The sequence below is a fragment of the Microbacterium sp. M genome (assembly GCF_045181065.1).
Taxonomy (GTDB): domain Bacteria; phylum Actinomycetota; class Actinomycetes; order Actinomycetales; family Microbacteriaceae; genus Microbacterium.
Window position 1 is genome coordinate 1,387,809 of the sequence record NZ_CP173721.1, and the last position, 21,846, is coordinate 1,409,654.

The window sequence follows — 21,846 nt, forward strand, 5'->3', positions numbered from 1 at the left end:
TGACCGCGTGTCAGCCGGCGGGCTCATGCGGAGAACCGCCGGTGGATCACGCATTGGCAGGTGAGCGAGAAGCACCGTCCGAGCGGCGATAGGCTTTCTCAATGACTCACTCGCGCCACTTCGACCAGTCGTCGAAGCTCAAGAACGTCCTGTACGAGATCCGTGGACGGGTCCCCGCAGAGGCGGCGCGGTTGGAGGCCGAGGGCCACAGCATCCTCAAGCTCAACACCGGCAACCCGGCCATCTTCGGTTTCGAAGCTCCGCACCAGATCGTGCACGACATGCTCGCGGCGCTGCCGACGGCGCACGGCTACAGCGACAGCAAGGGCATCATCTCGGCACGTCGTGCCGTCGTGAGCCGCTACGAGCAGATCGAGGGGTTCCCCCCGGTCGACCCCGATGACGTGTACCTCGGCAACGGGGTCTCCGAGCTCATCACGATGACGATGCAGGCGCTGCTCGACGAGGGCGACGAGGTGCTGATCCCAGCCCCGGACTATCCGCTGTGGACCGCGATGACGAGCCTGGCCGGCGGCACGCCCGTGCACTATCTGTGCGATGAGGATGCCGGATGGGAACCGGACCTCGAGGACATCCGGTCGAAGGTCACGCCGCGGACCAAGGCGATCGTCATCATCAATCCGAACAACCCCACGGGCGTGGTCTACTCGCGGGCCGTGCTCGAGGGGATCATCCAGATCGCCCGCGAGAACGAGCTGCTGCTGCTCTCGGACGAGATCTACGATCGCATCGTGTTCGACGGCGCGGAGCACATCCCCACCGCGACGATCGCGCCCGATCTGCTGTGCCTGACCTTCAACGGTCTCTCCAAGACGTACCGCGTCGCCGGATTCCGCTCCGGCTGGCTGGTCATCACCGGGCCGCAGGAGCATGCGAAGGGTTTCATCGAGGGCATCACGCTCCTGGCGTCCACGCGTCTGTGTCCGAACGTGCCGGCGCAGCACGCCGTGCAGGCGGCGCTGTCGGGCGTCCAGTCGATCGACGCGCTGATCGCGCCGAGCGGTCGCCTGCACGAGCAGCGCGATGTCGCCTGGGAGGGGCTCGAGGCGATCCCCGGCGTCTCCTGCGTGAAACCGCAGGGCGCGCTCTACGCCTTCCCGCGGCTCGACCCGAACGTGCATGACATCCATGACGACGAGAAGTTCGTGTACGACCTGTTGGTGTCCGAGCACATCCTGCTGGTGCAGGGGACCGGCTTCAACTGGCCCACTCCGGATCACTTCCGCGTCGTGACGCTGCCGGAACCGCGCGTGCTCGGCGAGGCGATCGAGCGGCTCGGGAACTTCCTCGCCGACTACCGGCAGTGACGGCTGCGGCCGTCATGTCGTCGGCGCTCTGGGCGAATCGACGGATGCCGACAACGAGCTGCGATCGAGGACTCACGTCCGCAATCGGTCGTGCGTGCAGCAGCGCGGCATCCGCCGCGCGCTGATCGTACGGGAGGAATGCGATGTCGGTGATGCCGGCGAAGCGCTCCAGGGTGCGGCGCACCTGACCGCGCGCATCGATCCCGAGCGGCCCAGGCCGCACCCTGTTGACCACCACGCGCATCGGCGTATCGCCGATGATGTTGCGCACTTCGGCATGGTCGCGCAGGAACCTCGCCACGCCGAGAGGGTCGGCGGACGCGACGGCGACGATCTCGTCCGCGTCGGCGAGCACGGCCGCCGTCGCGGCATGCCGTCGCGGACCCTCCAGATCCCAGGTGACCTCGTCGTCGGCATCGAACGCGGCCGAGGTGTCCACGACAGTGCGATCGACCCACTGCCGACAGGCGGCGAGCGTGCGACGCAGCCGGTCGGCGGAGAGCTCCGGCCAGCGGTTCGGACGGTTCAGGCCAGCGAGGACCTCGAGGCTCCCGCCGGAGGTCTCGATCGTTGCGGAGAGCCGCGTCAGCTCAGCCGGGTCGAGGCCGCCGAGCTCGGCTCGCCGGCATGCGGCGGCGAGCCCCGGAGCCTCATCGCTGAGCCCCAGCAGCAGCGCGAGCGACGGAGCGACGCTGTCGGCATCCAGCAGGGCCGTTCGGTGACCCGTGCGGGTGAGCTCGACCGCCAGTTGAATGGCCACGGTGGAGCGACCGGGAGCGCCGTGCGGCCCCCACACCGCGATGACGCGGGAGCTGGAGCGCGGCTGAGGCGCGGGTGCGGCCGGAGCATTCCCGGCGACCGCGCCGGCGATCTCCGCGGCCGTGGCAGCCGATGCGAGGGCACCGGCGATGCCGAATCGGCTGAGCAGGCGGGAATCGCCGTCGCCGAGCGCGATGATGCGGATTCCTGCCCTGTCGCAGGCGGAGACGACATCGGCGGTCAGTGCCGCCCGTGCAGCGGGCATGATCAGCGCGTCCAGTTCGCCGAAGGCGGCATCCGGTACGCCACCGACCGGCAGCACTGCCGCGACCACGACGCCGAGATCGACGAGTTCTTCGGCCAGCGCAGACGCCCGCGGCTCGTCGAGGGCGATGGCGACGGTGTTCATCGCGAGCCCATCGGCACGATCGACAGAGCCGCCCCGCCTGTCATGGCTGAGAGCACGTCGGAGACGTCGGAGCGCTCGATCACCAGTTCGACGGCTGGTCTGCTCTGCGCCATCACCCCCTCGGTCTCGACGAGCGACGCCACGGTCACGTCGGCGACGAGAATGCGGGGTTCGTCGAATCCTTCTTCCAGCTGCGGCGCCTGCCACAACTCGACGACCGTGCCCGGTTCGATCTCGGCCGGCAGCCCGACGCTGCTCTCGACGACGATCGTCGTGGTGCGGGCATCATCCGCGTCGCCGACTGCGGCGGCGGACAGCAGTTCGCCCTCTGCCATCCCGCGTGTCGCGATCTGTCCGGCGGAGAGGTCCTGCGGTGCGAGATAGCGATCCGCGGCCGCCCCGAGCGAGACATCGACGACGGTGAAGTCCGATGAGCTGAGCGCCTCGCCGGGGACGATCGTCCGATCGGCCTGGAGCACCGGCGTCGTGGTGCGGGAAGCGTTCACGATCAACCAGACGCCGAGGATCGAGAGCACGACCAGGGCGACGCCGATGTAGAAGCGGGCGTCACCCCATGGCGTGCGGCGGACGCGCGTGTGCGTGGTCATGATCGACATCGTCACAGAAAACGCGCGCGCGCCGAGAAAGTTATCCACAGGGGTGTCGGTCCCAGGTGCGGATGCCGCCCGGAGTGGACAATAGGAGCATGTCCGAACCGTCGCCCAGCGCTCCGCGCTTCCTCGCCCCGTCCGAGGTCGCCGAGTTGCTGAGCATCGCGGTCGATGAAGTCATCGCCCTCGTCCACGAGGGGCGGCTGCGGGGGTCCCAGCTCGGGTCACCTCCGCGCTGGCGCGTCGAGGAGACCAGCCTGGCGGAGTATCTCGCCGAGCAGTCCGAGCAGGCCAGGCGCATGGCGCTGTGGCGGCAGGCGAACGAGGCCAGCTTCCCCGAGGTGTGGGGCACCACTCCGCACCGGCCGTGACGGCTCCGACGACGTCGACGGCGCTGACGCCGGCTGCACGCCCGCGTCAGCGCGGTTCCAGATCGATGCGCGCGACGGCGGCGAAGGCGATCACGACGTAGGCGAGGACGTCCTGTGCGCGTCGAGACGAACCGGCGTCGTGCGCCGCCAGATCGAAGTGGTCCGCTCCAGCGCGATCGATCGTGCCGTGTCGGCGGCATCCGTCGAGATCCTCGATCGTCACCGGTACTCGGCGGCGGGCGAGATCGCGGAGCACGAAGCCGAAGGTCATCCGCTCCCGCAGCTCGGAGGCGGGAACCGTCGGATCGAGGCTGGCCAACAGCATCCCGTGATCCATTCGGATGCCGCGCACCGCCGTGAGCGGGACGAGAGTGGCACCGCGGCCGGGATTCGGTGCCATCGCCAGCCAGTCCGCGCCGATCTCCACGACGCGGCCGGCCAGCAGCCGCCCGGCGGGGAGCTCGAGGGCGATCGCAGCCTCGGCGGCAGCGAGTGCGCGCAGACGCGCGCGTATCTCGATGCGGGAGATCCGGAGCCGCTCCGACTCGGCATCCAGGGCCGCACGCTCCGCTTCCCACTCCGAAGCGAGCTGACCCTCGAGGTCTTCGAACAGCCCGTCCCAGTGCACGGGATCGAGCGTAGAGGACCCCGCGTCGTCGGTGTACGAGTTATCCACAACGGGCCGGAAAGATCCGCACAGGCGCGTTCGGACGTGTTCTACTTTCGGCACCTCACGCACGAGAACGGCACGACATGACACTGCACGAGTACTTCTCCTATCAGCCGACGCCGGCGGCCGAACTGCCCGACCCCGAACCGCTGCTGCGCAGCCTCACACAGGGTGCGCTGGAGGTGTTCGCCGGCGTGAGGGAAGTGGACCAGCTGGCCCGGTGGTTCAGCGAGGACGCCTACACCAAGCTCGTGATGCGAGCGAACCTCTCCGCCCGCGCTCGCAGTGCGAGGGACGTACCGCCGAGCCGACCGGTGTTCGAGATCCTGTCCGTGCACCGGACGGCCCCGGCGGACGGCGTCGTCGAAGCCGTGGTCGTGGTGGCGGGGCCAGGACGCACGCGGGCTGTGGCGATCAGGCTCGAGGGCCTGGATCGCCGGTGGAGGGCGACGTCCCTGGCCGTGCTGTGAGAGGCGAGCACCCGCCGGGAACGGCGCGAAGAGGCGACTTGGTATGCTCATCCGGTTGCACCGCACCGTGAACGGGTAGGAGCCTGATGAACGACCTCGAGAGAGTCAATGGAGATTGGGAGTTCGATGCCGCGCACACGCGCGTCGGGTTCTCGGCACGGCACGCCATGGTCACGACCGTGCGCGGGTCCTTCAACGACGTCGCAGGCAACCTGCACGTCGACACCGACGATCCGTCGAACTCGTCGGCGCGCGTGATCCTGCGGGTCGCCAGCATCGATACGCGCAACAAACAGCGCGACGACCACCTGCGCAGCGCCGACTTCTTCGACGCCGAGCGCTGGCCGGAGATCACCTTCGTCAGCTCGCACATCGAAGAGGTCGACGACAACGCGTTCGCGGTGACCGGCGATCTGACCATCCGCGATGTCACGCAGAAGGTCGTGATCCCGCTCGCGCTCATCGGCATCGAGACGGATGCCGACGGCAAGCTCCGCGCGGGTTTCGAGGGCACTCGCCGACTGCAGCGTCGGGACTTCGGCCTGGAATGGAACGTGCCGCTGGATTCCGGCGGAGTGCTCGTGTCCGAGAAGATCACCCTTGAGTTCGAGATCTCCGCAGTCAAGGTCTCCTGACTGCACTGCTGTCGCGCCGTCGAGCCCTAGGCTTGAGGCGTGTCAACGCTCAGTGATCTCGTCCACGCGCAGGGGTGCCTGACCGACAGCGATGTCGAATGGCTGCACCGCCTCGCCGGAGACGGCCAGCTCCTCGCCGACCTCGCATCCGCCGACATCGTCGTGTGGGTGCGCACCGAAGACGGCTCGTTCATCGCCGTCGCGCATACGCGGCCCAGCGGCGCGGCGACCCTCTTCTACCGAGACATCGTCGGTGAGCGGGTCAGGCCGCAGTGGCGCACCCAGGTGCACGGCGCGTTCGAATCGGGCGAGATCGTCGATTCGTCCTCCCCGGACTGGTTCGAAGAGACCCCGACGCGCGTGCGAGCCGTGCCGATCCTCGCGAACCGCTCGAAGAGCGACCCGATGCGGGTGATCGGCGTCGTCACCCGGCACACGAACCTCGGCGAGGCCAGGACCCCGTCTCGGCAGCAGATCACGTTCGACGACTGCGCCAACGACCTGTTCCGGATGATCGCGTCCGGCGAGTTCCCCGATCTCGCCGCGCCGACCTCGCCGCGTCGAGGCGCACCGCGCGCATCGGACGGCCTCATCCGCATCGATGTCGACGGCGTCACGACGTTCGCGAGCCCGAACGCCTTGTCCGCCTTCAACAGGATGGGCTTCGACGATGAGCTCGAGGGGGAGTCGCTCGCGGAGGTGACCACCCGTATCCTCCCGGTGACCCGCCAGGTCGACGAATCGCTCCCGGTCGTCGTGACGGGGCGTGCGCCGTGGCGCACCGACATCGAGGCCCGCGGCGTCACGGTGTCTCTGCGGGCGATCCCGCTGCGCGATCACGGCACCCGCATCGGCGCGATCGTGCTGTGCCGCGATGTGACCGAGCTGCGCCACCAGGAGCAGGAGCTCATCACGAAGGACGCGACGATCCGCGAGATCCACCATCGCGTCAAGAACAACCTGCAGACGGTCGCATCGCTGCTGCGCATCCAGGCGCGCCGGACGCACTCGGAGGAGGCACGCGAGGCGCTTACCCAGGCCATGCGGCGGGTGGACTCGATCGCCGTCGTCCATGACACGCTCGCTCAGGGACTGACCCAGCAGGTCGACTTCGACGAGGTGTTCGACCGCGTGCTCAAGCTCGTCGCGGAGGTCGCCGCGGCTCCCAACACACGGGCGCGCACGATGTCCACGGGACACTTCGGCGTCCTTCCGAGCGAGTACGCGACGCCACTCGCGCTGGCTCTCACGGAAGTCGTCACCAACGCGGTCGAGCACGGCCTTGCGGGCCAGGAGGGGTTCGTCACCATCGATGCCACGCGCACCGACGAGAACCTGAGAGTGACGGTCTCCGACAACGGCCACGGGCTGCCGGAGGGGCGGATCGGGCAGGGGCTAGGAACGCAGATCATCCGAACCCTCATCCAGGGCGAACTCGGCGGAACGATCGAGTGGAAGGGCACCGACGGCGTGGGCACCGAGGTCACGATCGACATCCCGCTGCGCTGGATCAAGAAGTAGTCGAACAACGAGAAATGCCCCTCCGAGGAGGGGCATTTCTCGTATGCGCTGAGATCAGCTGGCGCGGCGGGCGCGAGCGGCGCGGCGCTTGAGCGCGCGACGCTCGTCTTCGCTCAGGCCGCCCCAGACGCCCGAGTCCTGGCTGGTCTCCAGGGCGTACTGCAGGCAGATCTCGGTGACGGTGCAGGTGGCGCAGACGGCCTTCGCCTTCTCGATCTGATCGACGGCCGGTCCGGTGTTCCCCACGGGGAAGAACAACTCGGGGTCGACGGTCAAGCAGGCGGCCTTATCGCGCCAGTCCATGGGGGCTCCTCAGTGTGGTTTTTACGAACCAGCGGATTTTCGATGGCTCTGATTCGGGCGGCGAAGAATTCGGGTTCCGCTACCCTGGGTTAAGTGATGCGAGCGATTGCTCGCCCCACGCCGCTGTGGGAGCACATGACGGTTAACATTGTGTTACAGCTTCCGCACGAAATCAAGGGTTTTGTGCATTCATATCCGATTCTCAGGGGAACACAGTGAACGCTCCTGGCCTCGCCCGTGCGGCGGCCGCCGTCCTCGCCCTGGAGGGCATCGCCCTCGTCGTCATCGCTCTGATCGAGACGTTCGGCCTCGGATCCGGTGATGCCGCGAACCTCGCGACAGCGCTCGCGCTGATCGTGCTCACTGTGATCGGCGCCGCTGCGCTCATCGCCTTCGCCGTCGGAACGCTGCGCGGCCTCTCCTGGGCTCGCTCAGGGGGAGTGGTCCTTCAGGTGCTGGCCGTCGCGCTGGCCCTCGCGGCGCTCACGCTGCAGCCCGCGCCGTGGCTGTTCGTGGTCGCGGTCGGTGCGCCGGGCATCCTGGGTTTCGTCCTGCTGATCTCGAGCGCGCGTCGCGAGGTCGAGCCGAACGAGCCGTCCCCCGACGGCGAGTGAACCCGAGGATCAGGCGTCGACGCCGAGGATCTTTCGCAGCCGCGCGACGTGTCCCGTCGCCTTGACGTTGTAGAGGGCGTGCGTGATGACGCCCTGCTCGTCGAGGACGAACGTCGATCGGATGACGCCTTCGACGACCTTGCCGTAGTTCATCTTCTCGCCCCACACTCCGTAGGCGGTGTGCACCGCGTGGTCGGGGTCGCTCAACAGCGTGAAAGTGAGCGCGTCGCGGTCGCGGAACTCCGCGAGTTTCGCAGGCTCGTCGCGCGAGATTCCGACGACCCGGTAGCCGACGCCCTGCAGTGACGAGATGCTGTCGCGGAAGTCGCAGGCCTGCGTGGTGCAACCGGGCGTCATGGCGGCCGGATAGAAGTACAGCACGACCTTCTCGCCGCGCAGATCCTCCAGCCGGACGGGGGAGCCGTCCTGGTCGAGCAGCGTGAAGTCGGGGGCGGTCGAGCCGGGTGCCAGGCGCAGTTCAGTCACGCGTCAAGCCTAACGCCCCGGTGTCTGCTCCGCTTTGTCGGCGAACGTCTGCAGCAGCCGCTGCAGCGAGTCGAGACGCGACAGCTCCGCAGGGCTGAGCTCGCCTCGCTCGGCGGCCTCGATGAGAGCGCAGTCGGGTGCATCGGTGAGGTGCGTGCAACCGCGGGGGCAGTCCTCGGCGATCGCGGCGAGCTCGGTGAAGGCCGCCAGGATGTTCGCCGGGTCGACGTGGCCGAGCCCGAATGACCGCACACCAGGGGTGTCGATCACCCAGCCGGTGCCGTGTTCGCTCTGGTACCGCAGCGACACCGTGGACGACGACGTGTGCCGCCCGCGGCCGGTGACCTGGTTCACGTGTCCTGTGGCACGGTCGGCCGACGGGACCAGTGCGTTCACGAGGGTCGACTTCCCGACACCGGAATGCCCGACGAAGACCGTCGAGTGCCCGATCAGGGCTTCGCCGATCTCGTCGACCGGCATCTCCTCCCTGGCGCTGGTGAATACCCGAAGGTCCAGGCCTTCGAAATGCGCGAGGAAGGCGGTCGGATCCTGCAGATCAGTCTTCGTGACCACGAGCAGCGGTCGGATGCCGGCATCCAACGCCGCGACGAGATATCGATCCACCAGACGGGGACGCGGCTCGGGGTCCGCTGCGGCGACCACGATGAGCATCTGATCGGCGTTCGCGACCACGACGCGCTCGATCAGATCGGTGTCGTCCGCGCTGCGGCGCAGCAGCGAGGTGCGTTCGACGATGCCGACGATGCGCGCGAGCGTGCCCACGTCGCCCGTGGTGTCGCCGACCACTCTGGCCAGGTCGCCCGTGACGATGGGGGTGCGCCGCAGTTCGCGGGCCCTGGTCGTCGTGATGGTGCGCTCGTCGTCGGTGCCCTCGTCGATCATGACGGCGTAGCGGCCGCGGTCGACCCCCAGCACACGGCCGATCTCGGCATCCTCGTGCGCTGGTCGACGCTTGGTCCGCGGGCGGTTGGCCTTCGGATTCGGGCGGACCCGGATGCTCGACTCGTCGAAGTCCTCGAACTCGTCGTCGAGGTCGTCGTCCGGATCGAGCCAGCTCACAGCGACCCCAGCATCCGCTCCCACAGCAGCGTGAATTCCGGCAGGGTCTTCGCGGTCGTTCCGATGTCGTCGATCTCCACGCCGGGCACGCGCAGTCCGACCAGCGCGCCGGTCGTCGCGATGCGGTGGTCGTGGTGCGCGACCCAGGTGCCGCCGCTGAGCTCGCGGGGAACGATGCGCAGTCCGTCGGAGAGCTCCTCGGCCTCGCCGCCCAGCGCGCGGATGTTGCCGACCAGTGCGGCGATGCGGTCCGTCTCGTGCAGGCGGATGTGGCCGATCCCGCGGATCGTCGTGGCGGAGTCCGCGAACAGGGCCAGGCCGGCGATGGTCGGGGTGAGCTCGCTCGCCGCCGACAGATCGAGATCCACGCCGCGGATGCCGGAACCGGCGCGTACGGTCAGATCGCCGTGCTGGCGACTCGCATGCGCGCCCATCGCCTGGAGGATGTCCGGCAGGAGTGCGCCCGGTTGCGTGGAGTGCAGCGGCCAGTTCTTGACCGTCACATCGCCGCCGGTCACCAGCGCCGCGGCGAGGAACGGGGCGGCGTTGGACAGATCCGGCTCGATCGCGATCTCCTTGGCGCGGGGCACTCCGGCCTCGACCAGCCATTCCCCGGTGGCAGGGCGTTCGATGCGGATGCCGCGGCGGCTGAGCGACTCGATCGTCATGTCGATGTGCGGCAGGCTCGGGAGGTGCTCGCCGGTGTGCACCAGATGCAGACCGACATCGAACCGCGGAGCGGCCAGCAGCAGACCGGAGACGAACTGGCTCGACGCCGAGGCATCGATCTCGATGCGTCCGCCGCGGATGCGGCCGTGACCCCGGATGGTGAACGGCAGCGACCAGGTGCCCTCGTCGTCGATGTCGACGCCGAGGTCGCGCAGCGCCGTGATCATCGCACCCATCGGACGGTGCAACGCGGTCTCGTGCGCGGTGAGGTGCACATCGTCGCGCGCGAGACCGGCGAGCGGTGCGATGAAGCGCATCACGGTTCCCGCCTGTCCGCAGTCGATCGTGACGCCGCCGGCGAGAGGTGCGGGGGTCACGACGAGATCAGGACCGAACTCGTTTCCGGCATCCACTTCCTCGATGCCGGTGCCGAGTGCGCGCAGCGCGTCGATCATCCGGCGCGAGTCGTCGGAGTGCAACGGAGCCACGAGTCGCCCTGGGCCGTCCGCGATGGCCGCGATGATGAGCTCGCGGTTGGTCAGGGACTTCGACCCGGGGACGGTCACGGTCGCGTGCACGGAACCGTCGGCGGTGGGAGCGGCGTAGGCGCCGCGGGCGGGGGCGGGGGAATACCGTGTGTCACTCATCGGTTCCCACTGTAGTGAACGGTGGTGCGTACACCGAGAAGGAGTGGTGATGATCGCGACGGTCGATCAGGAATTCGCGGACATCGTCGGCCTAGACTGGCCGGTGATGGATGACACCGCACCTGCCGACACGGTCGGCGACGCTCGACGTGAGTTCGAGGAACAGGCGATCCCGTACATGGATCAGCTCTATGCCGCGGCCATGCGCATGACACGCAACCCCGCCGACGCGGCGGATCTCGTGCAGGAGACCTTCGTGAAGGCCTTCGGCTCGTGGTCGTCGTTCTCGCAGGGGACGAATCTCAAGGCGTGGCTGTACCGGATTCTGACGAACACGTACATCAACATCTACCGCAAGAAGCAGCGCGAGCCGTTCCAGGGCACGATCGATGAGCTCGAGGACTGGCAGCTGGGCGGTGCGGAGTCGACCACGGCGTCGCACAGCCGCTCGGCCGAAGCGGAGGCGATCGACCGGATGCCGGCTTCCGTGGTGAAGGATGCGCTGCAGGAGCTGCCGGAGGACTTCCGGCTGGCCGTCTACTTCGCGGATGTCGAGGGCTTCGCCTATCAGGAGATCGCCGACATCATGAAGACCCCCATCGGCACCGTGATGAGCCGTCTGCATCGTGGCAGACGGATGCTGCGGGAGCTGCTGGCAGATTATGCCGCTGAGCGAGGGATCGCCACGGCCGGTACGAGGAGCAGGAAATGAGCGACTGCGGCTGCGAGAAGGCGCGTCAGGATCTGGAGGAGTACCTCCGCAACGAGGTCTGCAAGACCGAGCACGCCGAGATCCGCGAGCATCTGGAGAACTGTCCAGGGTGCCGCGACGAGGCGCGCGTGGCCACGACCCTGACCGAGGTTCTGGCCCGCGCCTGCAGGGAGACCGCCCCCGAGGAGCTGCGCGATCAGGTGTTCGCCAAGCTCCGGGCGGTGCAGGCCAGCGCTCACTGAGCGCGCCGCTCTGACCGCGTCGCAACGTCGGACGGTGCCCATAGGCTGGTGCCATGACTGACGCACGCAGTATCCCCGTCGACCCCGCGTCCGCCGAGCGGCTGGCGGGCCAGAGTCTGACCTATCGCTTCATCGACACCGCATCGGATGCCGATGCCGAGGCGTTCCTCCGTGCCGACGCCCGCGGCTTCCTGGACTCGGATCCCACCGCCGAGCAGGTGACCGATCAACGCTCGATGCTCGCCGATCGGCGCAACATCGGTGTGTTCGAGGCCGATGCCCCCGTCGGTACCTGGCCGATCGCGACGGTGAACTCGTGGGTCACGCCGCTCACGGTCCCCGGCGGCGAACTGGACATGTGGGCGATCAGCTCGGTCACGGTATCGGGCACGCACCGCCGCCGTGGCATCGCGAGGGCGCTGCTGGAGGGCGAGCTCCGCGCCGCGGCATCCGCCGGCGTGCCGATCGCCGGCCTGACCGCGTCGGAGGCGACCATCTACAGCCGCTACGGCTTCGCTCCGTCGATCCCCGTCGCGCGCGTGAAGATCGACGCGCGACGCGCGGGATGGGTCGGACCGGACGTCGCCGGGCGGGTCGAGTACATCGACCGCGAGGTGCTCAAGGACAACCTCGGCACCGTGCACGAGGTCGCGCGCACCCTGCGCTCCGGACAGATCGCCGGATGGCCGGGGCGCTGGGCGCGGGCGGCAGGGCTCTCCGCCGGGCACCCGAACGCGACCGCGATCCGAGGCGTCCGGTACCGGGATGCCTCTGGCGCGGTCAGGGGCGTGATGGCCTACAGGCTCACCGAGATCCCCGGTGCGTTCCGCTGCCAGCTCGAGATCCAGCACCTGTCCACGGTGACCCCCGATGCGCTCATCGCGTTGTGGCGCTTCGCCGTGCAGCACGACCTCGTCGACACGGTCACGGCGGGTCTGCGCCCGGTCGACGACCCGATCACGTGGCTCGTCGCCGACCAGCGCGCCATCGAGCTCACTGTGCACGACCACGGCTGGCTGCGCGTCCTCGACGTGCCGGCCGTCCTGGGCGGACGCACCTATCGCGCTCCGCTGGATCTCGTCCTGCGCGTCGACGACCCGTTGGGATTCGCGCACGGGGCGTGGCGCCTCACGGCCGATGCCGACGGCCGGGCATCGGTCTCGGCCGTCGATGACGGCGCATCAGCGGACGTGTCGCTCGACATCGTCGCGCTGTCCGCGCTGTGCGCCGGGGGAGTGAGCGCCGTTCAGCTGCGCGCGTCCGGTCGCCTGGAGGCGACAGCTGTCGTCGCGGCATCCCTGGACGACGCGTTCCGCTCCGTCGAGGCTCCGCAGCTGGCGATCTGGTACTGAGCCGCCGTCTCGACCGCCCGGCCCGGCGCAGGTCCCTGCGACGCGACGAAGCCCACCCGAGATCGGGTGGGCTTCGTCGGACGTGCGTCGATCAGACGGTGAGCGCCCGCTTGAGCAGATCGGCCTGCTCGAGCGCGTGGACCTTCGACGAACCGGTCGCCGGCGACGCGGACGCCGCCCTGGCCACCGTGCGGAACTGACGCGGCCCGGGGACCTCGGCGAACGCGAGCGCCAGGAACGGCCAGGCGCCCTGGTTCTCCGGCTCGTCCTGAACCCAGACGAGCTCGGCGTTCGGGTACGAGTCCGTGATGGCCTTGAGCCCGTCGATCGGGGTCGGGTACAGCTGCTCCAGCCGGACCAGGGCGACCTCCGGGTTCGGGTTCTTGTCGAGTTCGGCGCGCAGATCCCAGTGGATCTTGCCGGAGTGCACCAGCACGCGCTTCACCGCGGCGCGGTCGAGGCCGCGTGCGTCGTCGACGACCGGCTCGAAGCGGCCCTGTGTGAAGTCCTCGACGGGGCTGGTCGCGCCGCGCAGGCGCAGCATCGCCTTCGGGGTGAAGACGACCAGCGGCTTGCGCGGCCGGGCGTAGGCCTGGCGACGCAGCAGGTGGAAATAGGATGCCGGAGTCGACGGCCGAGCCACGATCATGTTCTCCTGCGCGCACAGCTGCAGGAAGCGCTCGATGCGGGCGGAGGAGTGATCCGGTCCCTGACCCTCGTAGCCGTGGGGGAGCAGGAGCGTGACGCTGGACTGCTGGCCCCACTTCTGATCCGCGGCCGAGATGTACTCGTCGATGACCGACTGAGCGCCGTTCGCGAAGTCGCCGAACTGCGCCTCCCAGAGCACGAGCGCCTCGGGGTTCTCCACCGAGTAGCCGTACTCGAACGCCATGGCCGCGTACTCGCTGAGCAGCGAGTCGTACACCCACACGCGACCCTGGTTCTCGGACAGGTTGGCCAGCGGCAGCCATTCCTGGCCGTTCGCGCGATCGTGCATGACGGCGTGGCGCTGCACGAACGTGCCGCGGCGCGAGTCCTGGCCTGCCAGCCGGACCGGCGTGCCCTCGACGAGCAGCGAACCGAACGCGAGCAGTTCTCCGAAGCCCCAGTCGATGCCGCCGTTGCGGCTCATGTCGACGCGCTTGTCCAGCAGCTGCTGGATCTTCGGGTGGACCGTGAAGCCCTCGGGTTTGTTGTTGAACGCGTCGCCGATGAGGTGGATGACCTCCGAAGCGACACCGGTCACCTCGGGGGCGCCGACGGTCTCCTCGACGGGGGAGAGCACCGGTGCGATCGGTGTGGCACCGGTCTCGGCGGCGTGCGTCTCGGCGAAAGCGACCTCGAGGCGACGCTGGAAGTCGTCCTTGGCCTGCTCGTACTCCTCTTCGGTGATGTCGCCGCGACCGACCAGTGATTCGGTGTAGAGCTTGCGGACCGAGCGCTTGGCCTGGATCAGATCGGTCATGAGCGGCTGCGTCATCGACGGGTCGTCGCCCTCGTTGTGGCCACGGCGGCGGTAACAGATCAAGTCGATCACGACGTCGCGGTGGAATCGTTCGCGGTACTCGAAGGCGAGCTGAGCGACGTGGATGACGGCCTCGGGGTCGTCGCCGTTCACATGGAAGATGGGCGCCTGGATCGTCTTGGCGACATCCGTCGCGTAGACCGAGGTGCGGGCATCGGTCGGGGTCGTGGTGAACCCGACCTGGTTGTTGACGACGACGTGCACGGTGCCGCCGGTGCGGTAGCCGCGCAGCTGCGACATCTGAAGGGTCTCGACGACGACGCCCTGTCCTGCGAACGCGGCGTCGCCGTGCACGAGGATCGGCAGCCACGAGAACGTCCCGATGGGCTTGCGGTCCTGCTTCGCGCGGACGATGCCCTCGAGGACGCCGTCGACGGTCTCCAGGTGCGAAGGGTTCGCGGCGAGGTGCACCGGAAGCTCGGAGCGGTCATCGGCGACGAAGGTGCCCTCGGTGCCGAGGTGGTACTTCACGTCGCCGGAGCCGCGCTGGTTGCCCGGCGTCTGCGTGCCCTCGAATTCGCGGAACACCTGTCCGTACGTCTTGCCCGCGATGTTGGTCAGCACGTTCAGACGGCCGCGGTGCGCCATGCCGATCGCCGCACCGTCGAGGCCGGCGGTGGCCGCGCCCTGCAGGATCTCGTCCAGCAGCGGGATGAGCGACTCGCCGCCCTCGAGCGAGAAGCGCTTCTGGCCGACGAACTTCGTCTGCAGGAAGGTCTCGAACGCCTCGGCCTCGTTGAGCTTGCGCAGCACGCGCAGCTGCTCGTCGTGGCCGGGCTTCTGGTACTTGACCTCGACCTTCTCCTGGAACCAGCGGCGCTGCTCCGGATCCTGGATGTGCATGTACTCGATGCCGAGCGTGCGGCAGTAGGAGTCACGGAGCACACCGAGGATGTCGCGGAGCTTCATGACGCGCTTGCCGCCGAAGCCGCCGGTCACGAATTCGCGGTCCAGGTCCCAGAACGTCAGGCCGTGGCTCTCGATCTCGAGATCGGGGTGCGAGCGCTGCACGTACTCCAGCGGGTCGATGTCGGCCATCAGGTGTCCGCGCACGCGGTACGAGTTGATGAGCTCCTGCACGCGGGACTGCTTGTCGACGCGCTCGGCGAGGTCGACGGCGATGTCCGGGTTCCAGCGGATCGGCGCATACGGGATGCGGAGCGCGGCGAAGATGTCGTCGTAGAACCCGCGCTGACCGAGCAGCAGTTCGTGGACCTTCTTGAGGAACTCGCCGGAGCCGGCGCCCTGGATGACGCGGTGATCGTACGTGCTGGTCAGTGTGATCGTCTTGCCGATCGCCAGCTCGTTGAGCGTCTTCGCGCTCGCGCCCTGGAATTCGGCGGGGTAGTCGAGGGCACCGGCGCCGATGATGCAGCCCTGGCCCTTCATCAGTCGCGGCACGGAGTGCACGGTGCCGATGCCGCCGGGGTTCGTCAGCGAGACCGTGGTCCCCTGGAAGTCCGCGGCGGTGAGCTTGTTGCCGCGGGCGCGACCGACCAGGTCCTCGTACGCGGACAGGTACTCGCTGAACGTCAGCGTGTCGGCGCGCTTGATGCTGGGCACCATCAGGGCGCGCGTGCCGTCGGGCTTGGGCAGATCGATCGCGATGCCGAGGTTCACGTGAGCCGGCGCGACCACCGACGGCTTGCCGTCGAGCTCGGCGTAGAACACGTTCTGGCTCGGGAACTCCTTCAGCGTCTGGATGAGCGCCCAGCCGATGAGGTGCGTGAAGCTGATCTTGCCGCCGCGGGTGCGCGACATGTGGTTGTTGATGACGATGCGGTTGTCGATCATCAGCTTGGCCGGGATCGTGCGCACGCTCGTCGCGGTGGGCACCGTGAGGGACTCGTCCATGTTCGCCGCGAGGGTCTTGGTCATGCCGCGCAGCGTCGTGACCTTGTCCTCCTCGGAGGAAGGCTGCTCGGTCGCCTTCGCCTCCGGCTTGGGAGCCTGGGCGGGGATGGGTGCGGGAGCGGCGGGCTTCGCGGTGGTGCGGGCGACCGGCTGGGACCCGATCACGGGGATCGGAGCCGTCACGGGGTGCGCAGGCGTCGCGTCAGCCGGAGCGGCCTTCGCCGCGGCATCCGGCCGGTAGTTCTCGAGGATCGGCCACCATTCCTTGTCGACGGAGTTCCGATCCGCTGTGAACTGCTCGTAGAGCTCGTCGACGAGCCAGGAATTGGCTCCGAACCCCCCGTCGCCCGATCCGACGCCGGTCCCTTGGCTCGACACGCTCGATCGCCCTCTTTCATCGCTGAAGCACTGTGCCACACACGGCGTCAGGATGTCCCCTGCGCCCATGCATTCTCGACATCAAGCCTAACGTGTTTTGTCCCCCGGATAGTCGACACGGCACGACCCGGAAGGCGCGCGGAAAGCTACCGTGGAGGTATGGACTTCCTCGGCGCGCAACCCACAGTCGATCTCACCTACTCCGATGTGTTCCTGGTGCCGCGTCGATCCGGCATCACGAGCCGGCTTCAGGTGGATCTCGCACCGCAGGACGGCACCCCGGCGACGCTGCCGCTGGTCGCCTCCAACATGAACTCCGTGACAGGGCCGCGCCTTGCCGCGGTGCTGGCCAGGCGCGGCGGCCTCGGGGTGCTCCCGCAGGACATGCCGCTGCAGGAGCTGGATGCCGCGATCAGAGCGGTCAAGGCGCAGCCGGTCGCGTGGGACACGCCGCTGGTGCTGCCGCCGAGCGCCTCGGTCGCCGACGCGCTCCGGCTGCTCCCCGCGACGGAAGGGCACGGCATCGTCGTCGCCGAGGGGCAGGGGCGCATCGACGCCGATGCCGTCCGCGGCATCCTGCCGGCCACGAGGCTGGCCACTGCTCTCCCCGACGCGCAGCTGGGCGATCTGGTCCACGCCGGTACGCCGGCGCTGGATGCCGAAGACATCACCGACGGTCGGCAGGCCTTCGACGTCATCACCGAGGCCGGAGTGGAGACGGTGAGCATCGTCGATCACGGCCACCTGGTCGGAACCCTCAGCGCGCGCAGTGCGCTGCGCTCGACCCTGTACCGGCCCGCCGTCGACGCCGACGGACGCCTCGCCGTCGCCGCGGCCGTCGGGATCAACGGCGATGTGGCAGGCAAGGCCAAAGCGCTCGCGGCCGCCGGCGTCGACGTCCTCGTCATCGACACCGCGCACGGCCACCAGGAGGGGATGCTCGCCGCGCTCTCCGCGGTGGCGGCGCTGAACCTCGGCATCCCGATCGTCGCAGGCAACATCGTCACCGCCGACGGCGTCAAGGATCTCGTCGAGGCCGGCGCATCGATCCTCAAGGTGGGCGTCGGGCCGGGCGCGATGTGCACGACGCGCATGATGACGGCCGTCGGACGGCCGCAGTTCTCGGCGGTGCTCGAGACGGCCGAAGCCGCCCGCGCGCTGGGCGCGCATGTGTGGGCGGACGGCGGAGTGCGGTATCCGAGGGATGTCGCGCTCGCACTCGCGGCCGGTGCCGCGTCCGTCATGATCGGCTCCTGGTTCGCCGGCACGATCGAGGCGCCTGGGCAGCTGCAGACCGACACCCAGGGGCGGATCTACAAGGAATCCTGGGGCATGGCGTCGACCAAGGCGGTTCAGGCGCGCTTCGGACGTCTGGATGCCTATGAGCGCGCGCGCAAGGAGCTCTTCGCCGAGGGCATCTCGTCGTCGAAGATCTATCTCGACCCGCTGCGCCCCGGCGTCGAGGATCTGCTGGACATGATCACGTCCGGAGTGCGCTCGTCGTTCACGTATGCCGGTGCCGCGAGCGTGCCCGAATTCCACGACCGCGCCCTGGTCGGGCTGCAGTCCGCCGCGGGCTACGAAGAGGGCAAGGCGCTGCCCGTCAGCTGGTGAGTTCTCGGCGCGAGCACCACGAACATCTGTAGAATCGTCGCACTATGGACGACCCTCCCAGTTGCAGTCTCTCGCCCCACCGCCCGACCTTCCGCACTGAGGAAGGGAGCAGTTGATGGATTACGTCCTGCTGGGCGTGGGGCTCCTCCTGACAGTCGGCACCGGCCTGTTCGTGGCGAGCGAGTTCGCGCTCGTCAATCTCGATCGTGCAGAACTCGAAGCGCGCCAGTCGCGCGGCGAGTCACGCCTCGCGATGACGATCGGCGCCCTCAAGCACACCTCGACCCATCTCTCGTCCGCGCAGCTGGGCATCACGCTCACGACGCTGCTCACGGGTTACACGATGGAACCGGCGATCTCGCGCCTGCTCGGCCCCGTGCTGACCTCCTGGGGTCTCGCCGAGGCGGTCGTCGCTCCGATCTCGACGGTGGTCGGGATGCTCGTCGCCACCGTGCTCTCGATGATCCTCGGCGAGCTCGTGCCGAAGAACTTCGCTCTCGCGCTGCCGCGGCAGACCGCGAAGCTGGTCATTCCTTTTCAGGTCGCGTTCACGACGGTGTTCAAGCCCGTCGTCCGGCTCCTCAACGGCAGCGCGAACGCCGTGCTGCACGGCATGGGAATCGAACCCAAGGAGGAGCTCTCGGGTGCGCGCAGCGCCGAGGAGCTCTCCTCGCTGGTCCGCCGCTCCGCGATGGCCGGCGTGCTCGAAGCGGACACGGCCTCCCTGCTCGACCGCAGTCTCACGTTCGCGCGTCTCACGGCGGCCGACGTCATGACGGCGCGGCCGAGCATGCACGCGCTCGCCGTCGGCGATTCGGCCGACGACGTGATCCAGCTGGCACGGCGGACCGGCCACAGCCGGTTCCCGGTCTACGACGACGACCTCGACGACATCACCGGCGTGGTGCACCTCAAGGCGGCCGTCTCGGTTCCGCGCGAACGACGCTCGGAGGTGCCGGTCGGCGCTCTCGCGACCGAGCCGCTGCGCGTTCCGGAGACCGTCCACCTGGACAACCTCATCTCCGAGCTGCGCGCCAAGGGGTATCAGCTCGCGATCGTCGTCGACGAATACGGCGGCACGGCCGGCGTCGTGACGCTCGAGGACCTCGTCGAGGAGATCGTCGGCGAGGTCTCGGACGAGCACGACCGGACCAGGGCGGGCATCGTCCGCGGGCGCGGCTCGATCACGTTCCCCGGTGAACTGCGCCCTGACGAGTTGCGGAGCCGCACCGGCGTCCACGTCCCGGAGGGCGAGGTCTACGACACCGTCGCCGGGTACGTGATGAGCGTTCTGGAACGTGTCCCGGCGGCCGGGGACGAAGTCACTCTCGACAGCGGCGTGCTGGAGGTGGTGCGCATGGACGGTCGACGTGTCGATCGGCTGCGCTACACCCCGACGCCGGTCGATGTCGCACCGGAGGAGGTGTCCTGATGAACGATTGGGCAGGATTGGTCTGGCTCGTCGTGCTGCTCGCGGGCAACGCCTTCTTCGTCGGTGCCGAGTTCGCCGTCATCTCGGCGCGGCGCTCGCAGATCGAACCACGTGCGGAGCAGGGGTCCCGTGCGGCGAAGACCGCGCTGTACGCGATGGAGCACGCCACCCTGATGCTGGCGACCTCGCAGCTGGGCATCACGATCTGCTCGCTGCTGATCCTGAACGTCTCCGAACCGGCGATCCACCATCTCCTCGCGGTGCCCATGCACGCGCTCGGCTGGTCGGATGCCGTCGTCGACGTCACCGGATTCGTGATCGCGCTGGTGCTGGTGTCGTTCCTGCACGTGGTGTTCGGCGAGATGGTGCCGAAGAACCTGGCGTTCTCCGTCCCCGATCGCGCCGTGCTGATCCTCGCGACCCCGCTCGTGTGGGTGTCGAAGCTGTTCCACCCGGTCATCTGGGTGCTCAACGCGGCCGCGAACGGCGTGCTGCGGCTGTTCGGCGTCGAGCCGAAGAACGAGGCGGCGTCGACGTTCACGATCGACGAGGTCGCCACGATCGTCAACCAGTCACGGCGAGAGGGCCTGCTGAACGACGCCGCGGGGACGGTGCGAGCCGCGGTGGAGTTCACGGACAAGAAGGCACGTGATGTCGCCGTTCCGCTGGCCGAGCTCGTCACGCTGCCGCAGTCGACCACGCCGGACGACATCGAGAGGGCCGTCGCCCGCTACGGCTTCTCGCGTTACGTGATCGTCGACGACGATCAGGCCCCGATTGGCTACGTCCACCTCAAGGACATCCTGCGTGCCTCGGAGGGCGCGGATGCCGAGACCAAGGTCGCGGCTCCCATCCCGCCCAAGCGGATCCACCACATGGTCCCCGTGCAGGAGGACACCGACCTGGAGGATGCGCTCGCGGTCATGCGCCGTGCCGGCCGTCACCTCGCGAAGGTCAGGAACGCACAGGGCGAGACCACGGCCGTCCTGTTCCTGGAGGACATCCTCGAGGAGCTCGTCGGCGAGGTTCAGGACGCCACCAGGCGCGTCGTGCACCGCGGAGAGTGATTCCCGCGGTGGCGGTGAGGCGACTCACCGCCACCGCGCGCGCTCGTACTGCGACGGCCACGGAATCTCCACGCCCAGTTCGTGCGCGGCGCGCAGCGCGAAGTGCGGGTCGCGCAGCCACTCCCGTCCCGCGAAGATCGCGTCGGCGTCTCCGTCTTCGAGCACGCGCTCTGCCTGCTCCGCTGCAGTGATGAGGCCGACGGCCGAGGTCGGGATCCGCCCGCCGCGGCGCACCGTTCCTGCCAGTCCCACCTGGTACCCGGGGAAGACGTCGATGCGTTGATGGGCGACCAGCCCTCCGCTGGACACGTCGATGAGGTCCGCGCCGTGCTCGCGCGCCCATTCGCCGACGATCGTCGCCTCGTCGGGTGAGAACCCGCCGTCGGCGTGGTCGGTGGCGGAGATGCGCACGAAGACGGGAACCGCTTCGCCCGCGATCCGGCGGACCGCGTCCAGGATGCGCAGTAGGAGACGAGCACGGTTCTCGAGCGAACCGCCGTACTCGTCTTCGCGCAGGTTGGACAGCGGTGAGAGGAACTGGTGGATCAGATATCCGTGTGCGCCGTGCAGTTCCAGCACGTCGAATCCGGCATCCAGAGACCGGCGTGCGGCCGTGGCGAACGCGTCCACGAGGTCGTCGATGTCGGCGATTGCCAGCGCTCGCGGCGTGTCGAATCCCTGGAACGGCACCGCCGAGGGTGCCGTCGTCACCCAGCCGCCTTCGGATGCCGGCACCGACCCGCGCTGGGGAGCCCACGGCCACCACGTCGACGCCTTGCGTCCGGCGTGCGCGAGCTGGATGCCGGCCAGCGCACCACGGGCGTGGATGCCGTCGACGATCGGAGCCCAGGCATCCCGCTGCTCGTCGGTCCAGATGCCGGCGTCCCGCGGGCTGATGCGCCCTTCGGGCACCACGGCCGTCGCCTCGGCCACGACGAGCCCGGCGCCACCGGATGCGAACTGCGTCAGGTGCGTGCGGTGCCAGTCCTGTACGACGCCGTCGACGGCGCTGTACATGCACATCGGCGACACCCAGAGGCGATTCGGGAAGGTGACGGAACGCAGAAGCAGGGGAGAGAAGAGCAGGCTCACCCTTC

21 protein-coding genes are annotated in these 21,846 nt (G+C 68.7%); 12 read left to right on the forward strand and 9 right to left on the reverse strand.

From position 1 onward, the window contains the following. Positions 1–101 precede the first annotated feature (101 nt). Positions 102–1,328, forward strand: coding sequence for a pyridoxal phosphate-dependent aminotransferase (locus ACI7YT_RS06515; protein ID WP_406249650.1), 1,227 nt, complete (start codon positions 102–104; stop codon positions 1,326–1,328). Here the strand turns inward: ACI7YT_RS06515 and ACI7YT_RS06520 are convergent. Continuing rightward, positions 1,219–2,496 (reverse strand): CpaE family protein, encoded by a 1,278-nt coding sequence (locus tag ACI7YT_RS06520; protein ID WP_406249651.1) that lies wholly within the window; start codon positions 2,494–2,496, stop codon positions 1,219–1,221. The genes ACI7YT_RS06515 and ACI7YT_RS06520 overlap by 110 nt on opposite strands. Continuing rightward, positions 2,493–3,104 (reverse strand): SAF domain-containing protein, encoded by a 612-nt coding sequence (locus tag ACI7YT_RS06525; RefSeq protein ID WP_406249652.1) that lies wholly within the window; start codon positions 3,102–3,104, stop codon positions 2,493–2,495. Before ACI7YT_RS06525 ends, ACI7YT_RS06520 begins: the two co-directional genes overlap by 4 nt. Before the next feature lie 98 nt (positions 3,105–3,202). On the opposite strand from ACI7YT_RS06525, the gene ACI7YT_RS06530 reads away from it, so the two are divergent. Next, the gene (locus ACI7YT_RS06530; RefSeq protein ID WP_406249653.1) at positions 3,203–3,478 is read left to right on the forward strand and encodes a helix-turn-helix domain-containing protein; all 276 of its coding nucleotides are present in this window, start codon (positions 3,203–3,205) and stop codon (positions 3,476–3,478) included. Between the two features lie 46 nt (positions 3,479–3,524). On the opposite strand, the gene ACI7YT_RS06535 is transcribed toward ACI7YT_RS06530, so the two are convergent. After that, a complete protein-coding gene (locus ACI7YT_RS06535) occupies positions 3,525–4,106 on the reverse strand; it encodes a hypothetical protein (protein WP_406249654.1) in 582 nt (193 codons plus the stop codon). Between the two features lie 125 nt (positions 4,107–4,231). Between ACI7YT_RS06535 and ACI7YT_RS06540 the strand changes: the two genes are divergently transcribed. The 3 genes from ACI7YT_RS06540 to ACI7YT_RS06550 all read left to right on the forward strand — a co-directional run bounded on the left by ACI7YT_RS06540 (position 4,232) and on the right by ACI7YT_RS06550 (position 6,774). Then, complete coding sequence (locus ACI7YT_RS06540; RefSeq protein ID WP_406249655.1) at positions 4,232–4,618, forward strand: Rv3235 family protein; 387 nt, start codon at positions 4,232–4,234, stop codon at positions 4,616–4,618. A gap of 86 nt (positions 4,619–4,704) precedes the next feature. Next, the gene (locus tag ACI7YT_RS06545) at positions 4,705–5,253 is read left to right on the forward strand and encodes a YceI family protein (protein ID WP_406249656.1); all 549 of its coding nucleotides are present in this window, start codon (positions 4,705–4,707) and stop codon (positions 5,251–5,253) included. A 39-nt stretch (positions 5,254–5,292) separates the two neighbouring features. After that, entirely contained in the window at positions 5,293–6,774 is a 1,482-nt protein-coding gene (locus ACI7YT_RS06550) for a sensor histidine kinase (protein WP_406249657.1), read from the forward strand. Between the two features lie 54 nt (positions 6,775–6,828). On the opposite strand, the gene ACI7YT_RS06555 is transcribed toward ACI7YT_RS06550, so the two are convergent. Then, the gene (locus ACI7YT_RS06555) at positions 6,829–7,077 is read right to left on the reverse strand and encodes a WhiB family transcriptional regulator (RefSeq protein ID WP_243224897.1); all 249 of its coding nucleotides are present in this window, start codon (positions 7,075–7,077) and stop codon (positions 6,829–6,831) included. Between the two features lie 215 nt (positions 7,078–7,292). On the opposite strand from ACI7YT_RS06555, the gene ACI7YT_RS06560 reads away from it, so the two are divergent. Next, the gene (locus ACI7YT_RS06560) at positions 7,293–7,691 is read left to right on the forward strand and encodes a hypothetical protein (RefSeq protein WP_406249658.1); all 399 of its coding nucleotides are present in this window, start codon (positions 7,293–7,295) and stop codon (positions 7,689–7,691) included. Between the two features lie 9 nt (positions 7,692–7,700). Here ACI7YT_RS06560 and bcp read toward each other — a convergent pair whose 3' ends face one another. Genes bcp through aroA form a run of 3 tightly spaced genes read right to left on the reverse strand, consistent with a single transcriptional unit; the run spans position 7,701 to position 10,573 of the window. Continuing rightward, positions 7,701–8,177: a thioredoxin-dependent thiol peroxidase gene (bcp, locus tag ACI7YT_RS06565; RefSeq protein WP_406249659.1), complete on the reverse strand. Its 477-nt coding sequence runs from the start codon at positions 8,175–8,177 to the stop codon at positions 7,701–7,703. 9 nt (positions 8,178–8,186) lie between these two features. Beyond that, positions 8,187–9,257 (reverse strand): ribosome small subunit-dependent GTPase A, encoded by a 1,071-nt coding sequence (rsgA, locus tag ACI7YT_RS06570; RefSeq protein ID WP_406249660.1) that lies wholly within the window; start codon positions 9,255–9,257, stop codon positions 8,187–8,189. After that, a complete protein-coding gene (gene aroA / locus ACI7YT_RS06575; RefSeq protein ID WP_406249661.1) occupies positions 9,254–10,573 on the reverse strand; it encodes a 3-phosphoshikimate 1-carboxyvinyltransferase in 1,320 nt (439 codons plus the stop codon). Before aroA ends, rsgA begins: the two co-directional genes overlap by 4 nt. A 49-nt stretch (positions 10,574–10,622) precedes the next feature. Here aroA and ACI7YT_RS06580 point away from each other — a divergent pair, with 49 nt between their 5' ends. The 3 genes from ACI7YT_RS06580 to ACI7YT_RS06590 are packed head-to-tail and all read left to right on the forward strand — an operon-like array spanning position 10,623 to position 12,879. Continuing rightward, positions 10,623–11,285: a sigma-70 family RNA polymerase sigma factor gene (locus ACI7YT_RS06580; RefSeq protein WP_406249662.1), complete on the forward strand. Its 663-nt coding sequence runs from the start codon at positions 10,623–10,625 to the stop codon at positions 11,283–11,285. Continuing rightward, positions 11,282–11,527: a zf-HC2 domain-containing protein gene (locus ACI7YT_RS06585; RefSeq protein ID WP_406249663.1), complete on the forward strand. Its 246-nt coding sequence runs from the start codon at positions 11,282–11,284 to the stop codon at positions 11,525–11,527. The genes ACI7YT_RS06580 and ACI7YT_RS06585 overlap by 4 nt, the downstream gene beginning before the upstream one ends. Before the next feature lie 53 nt (positions 11,528–11,580). Next, positions 11,581–12,879, forward strand: a complete 1,299-nt coding sequence (locus ACI7YT_RS06590; RefSeq protein WP_406249664.1) for a GNAT family N-acetyltransferase — start codon at positions 11,581–11,583, stop codon at positions 12,877–12,879. A gap of 91 nt (positions 12,880–12,970) precedes the next feature. Here the strand turns inward: ACI7YT_RS06590 and ACI7YT_RS06595 are convergent, their stop codons facing one another. After that, the gene (locus ACI7YT_RS06595; protein WP_406249665.1) at positions 12,971–16,636 is read right to left on the reverse strand and encodes a multifunctional oxoglutarate decarboxylase/oxoglutarate dehydrogenase thiamine pyrophosphate-binding subunit/dihydrolipoyllysine-residue succinyltransferase subunit; all 3,666 of its coding nucleotides are present in this window, start codon (positions 16,634–16,636) and stop codon (positions 12,971–12,973) included. Positions 16,637–16,795: 159 nt separating this feature from the next. Here ACI7YT_RS06595 and ACI7YT_RS06600 point away from each other — a divergent pair, with 159 nt between their 5' ends. The 3 genes from ACI7YT_RS06600 (at position 16,796) to ACI7YT_RS06610 (ending at position 20,749) form a co-directional block, all read left to right on the forward strand. Then, the gene (locus ACI7YT_RS06600) at positions 16,796–18,250 is read left to right on the forward strand and encodes a GuaB1 family IMP dehydrogenase-related protein (RefSeq protein WP_406249666.1); all 1,455 of its coding nucleotides are present in this window, start codon (positions 16,796–16,798) and stop codon (positions 18,248–18,250) included. A gap of 115 nt (positions 18,251–18,365) precedes the next feature. After that, positions 18,366–19,682 carry a hemolysin family protein gene (locus ACI7YT_RS06605; protein ID WP_406249667.1) on the forward strand — a complete coding sequence of 439 codons (1,317 nt, stop codon included), beginning with the start codon at positions 18,366–18,368 and terminating at the stop codon, positions 19,680–19,682. After that, entirely contained in the window at positions 19,682–20,749 is a 1,068-nt protein-coding gene (locus tag ACI7YT_RS06610) for a hemolysin family protein (RefSeq protein ID WP_406249668.1), read from the forward strand. The genes ACI7YT_RS06605 and ACI7YT_RS06610 overlap by 1 nt, the downstream gene beginning before the upstream one ends. Positions 20,750–20,773: 24 nt before the next feature. Here the strand turns inward: ACI7YT_RS06610 and ACI7YT_RS06615 are convergent, their stop codons facing one another. Further along, the gene (locus tag ACI7YT_RS06615) at positions 20,774–21,841 is read right to left on the reverse strand and encodes an NADH:flavin oxidoreductase/NADH oxidase (RefSeq protein WP_406249669.1); all 1,068 of its coding nucleotides are present in this window, start codon (positions 21,839–21,841) and stop codon (positions 20,774–20,776) included. Positions 21,842–21,846 lie beyond the last annotated feature (5 nt).

Bases quoted from the DNA above. Each gene is read 5' to 3' on its own strand.
- ACI7YT_RS06515 (WP_406249650.1), top strand. From the start codon at position 102: ATGACTCACTCGCGCCACTTCGACCAGTCGTCGAAGCTCAAGAACGTC.
- ACI7YT_RS06520 (WP_406249651.1), bottom strand. From the start codon at position 2,496: ATGAACACCGTCGCCATCGCCCTCGACGAGCCGCGGGCGTCTGCGCTG.
- ACI7YT_RS06525 (WP_406249652.1), bottom strand. From the start codon at position 3,104: ATGACCACGCACACGCGCGTCCGCCGCACGCCATGGGGTGACGCCCGC.
- ACI7YT_RS06530 (WP_406249653.1), top strand. From the start codon at position 3,203: ATGTCCGAACCGTCGCCCAGCGCTCCGCGCTTCCTCGCCCCGTCCGAG.
- ACI7YT_RS06540 (WP_406249655.1), top strand. From the start codon at position 4,232: ATGACACTGCACGAGTACTTCTCCTATCAGCCGACGCCGGCGGCCGAA.
- ACI7YT_RS06545 (WP_406249656.1), top strand. From the start codon at position 4,705: ATGAACGACCTCGAGAGAGTCAATGGAGATTGGGAGTTCGATGCCGCG.
- ACI7YT_RS06555 (WP_243224897.1), bottom strand. From the start codon at position 7,077: ATGGACTGGCGCGATAAGGCCGCCTGCTTGACCGTCGACCCCGAGTTG.
- aroA (WP_406249661.1), bottom strand. From the start codon at position 10,573: ATGAGTGACACACGGTATTCCCCCGCCCCCGCCCGCGGCGCCTACGCC.
- ACI7YT_RS06580 (WP_406249662.1), top strand. From the start codon at position 10,623: ATGATCGCGACGGTCGATCAGGAATTCGCGGACATCGTCGGCCTAGAC.
- ACI7YT_RS06585 (WP_406249663.1), top strand. From the start codon at position 11,282: ATGAGCGACTGCGGCTGCGAGAAGGCGCGTCAGGATCTGGAGGAGTAC.
- ACI7YT_RS06590 (WP_406249664.1), top strand. From the start codon at position 11,581: ATGACTGACGCACGCAGTATCCCCGTCGACCCCGCGTCCGCCGAGCGG.
- ACI7YT_RS06600 (WP_406249666.1), top strand. From the start codon at position 16,796: ATGGACTTCCTCGGCGCGCAACCCACAGTCGATCTCACCTACTCCGAT.
- ACI7YT_RS06605 (WP_406249667.1), top strand. From the start codon at position 18,366: ATGGATTACGTCCTGCTGGGCGTGGGGCTCCTCCTGACAGTCGGCACC.
- ACI7YT_RS06610 (WP_406249668.1), top strand. From the start codon at position 19,682: ATGAACGATTGGGCAGGATTGGTCTGGCTCGTCGTGCTGCTCGCGGGC.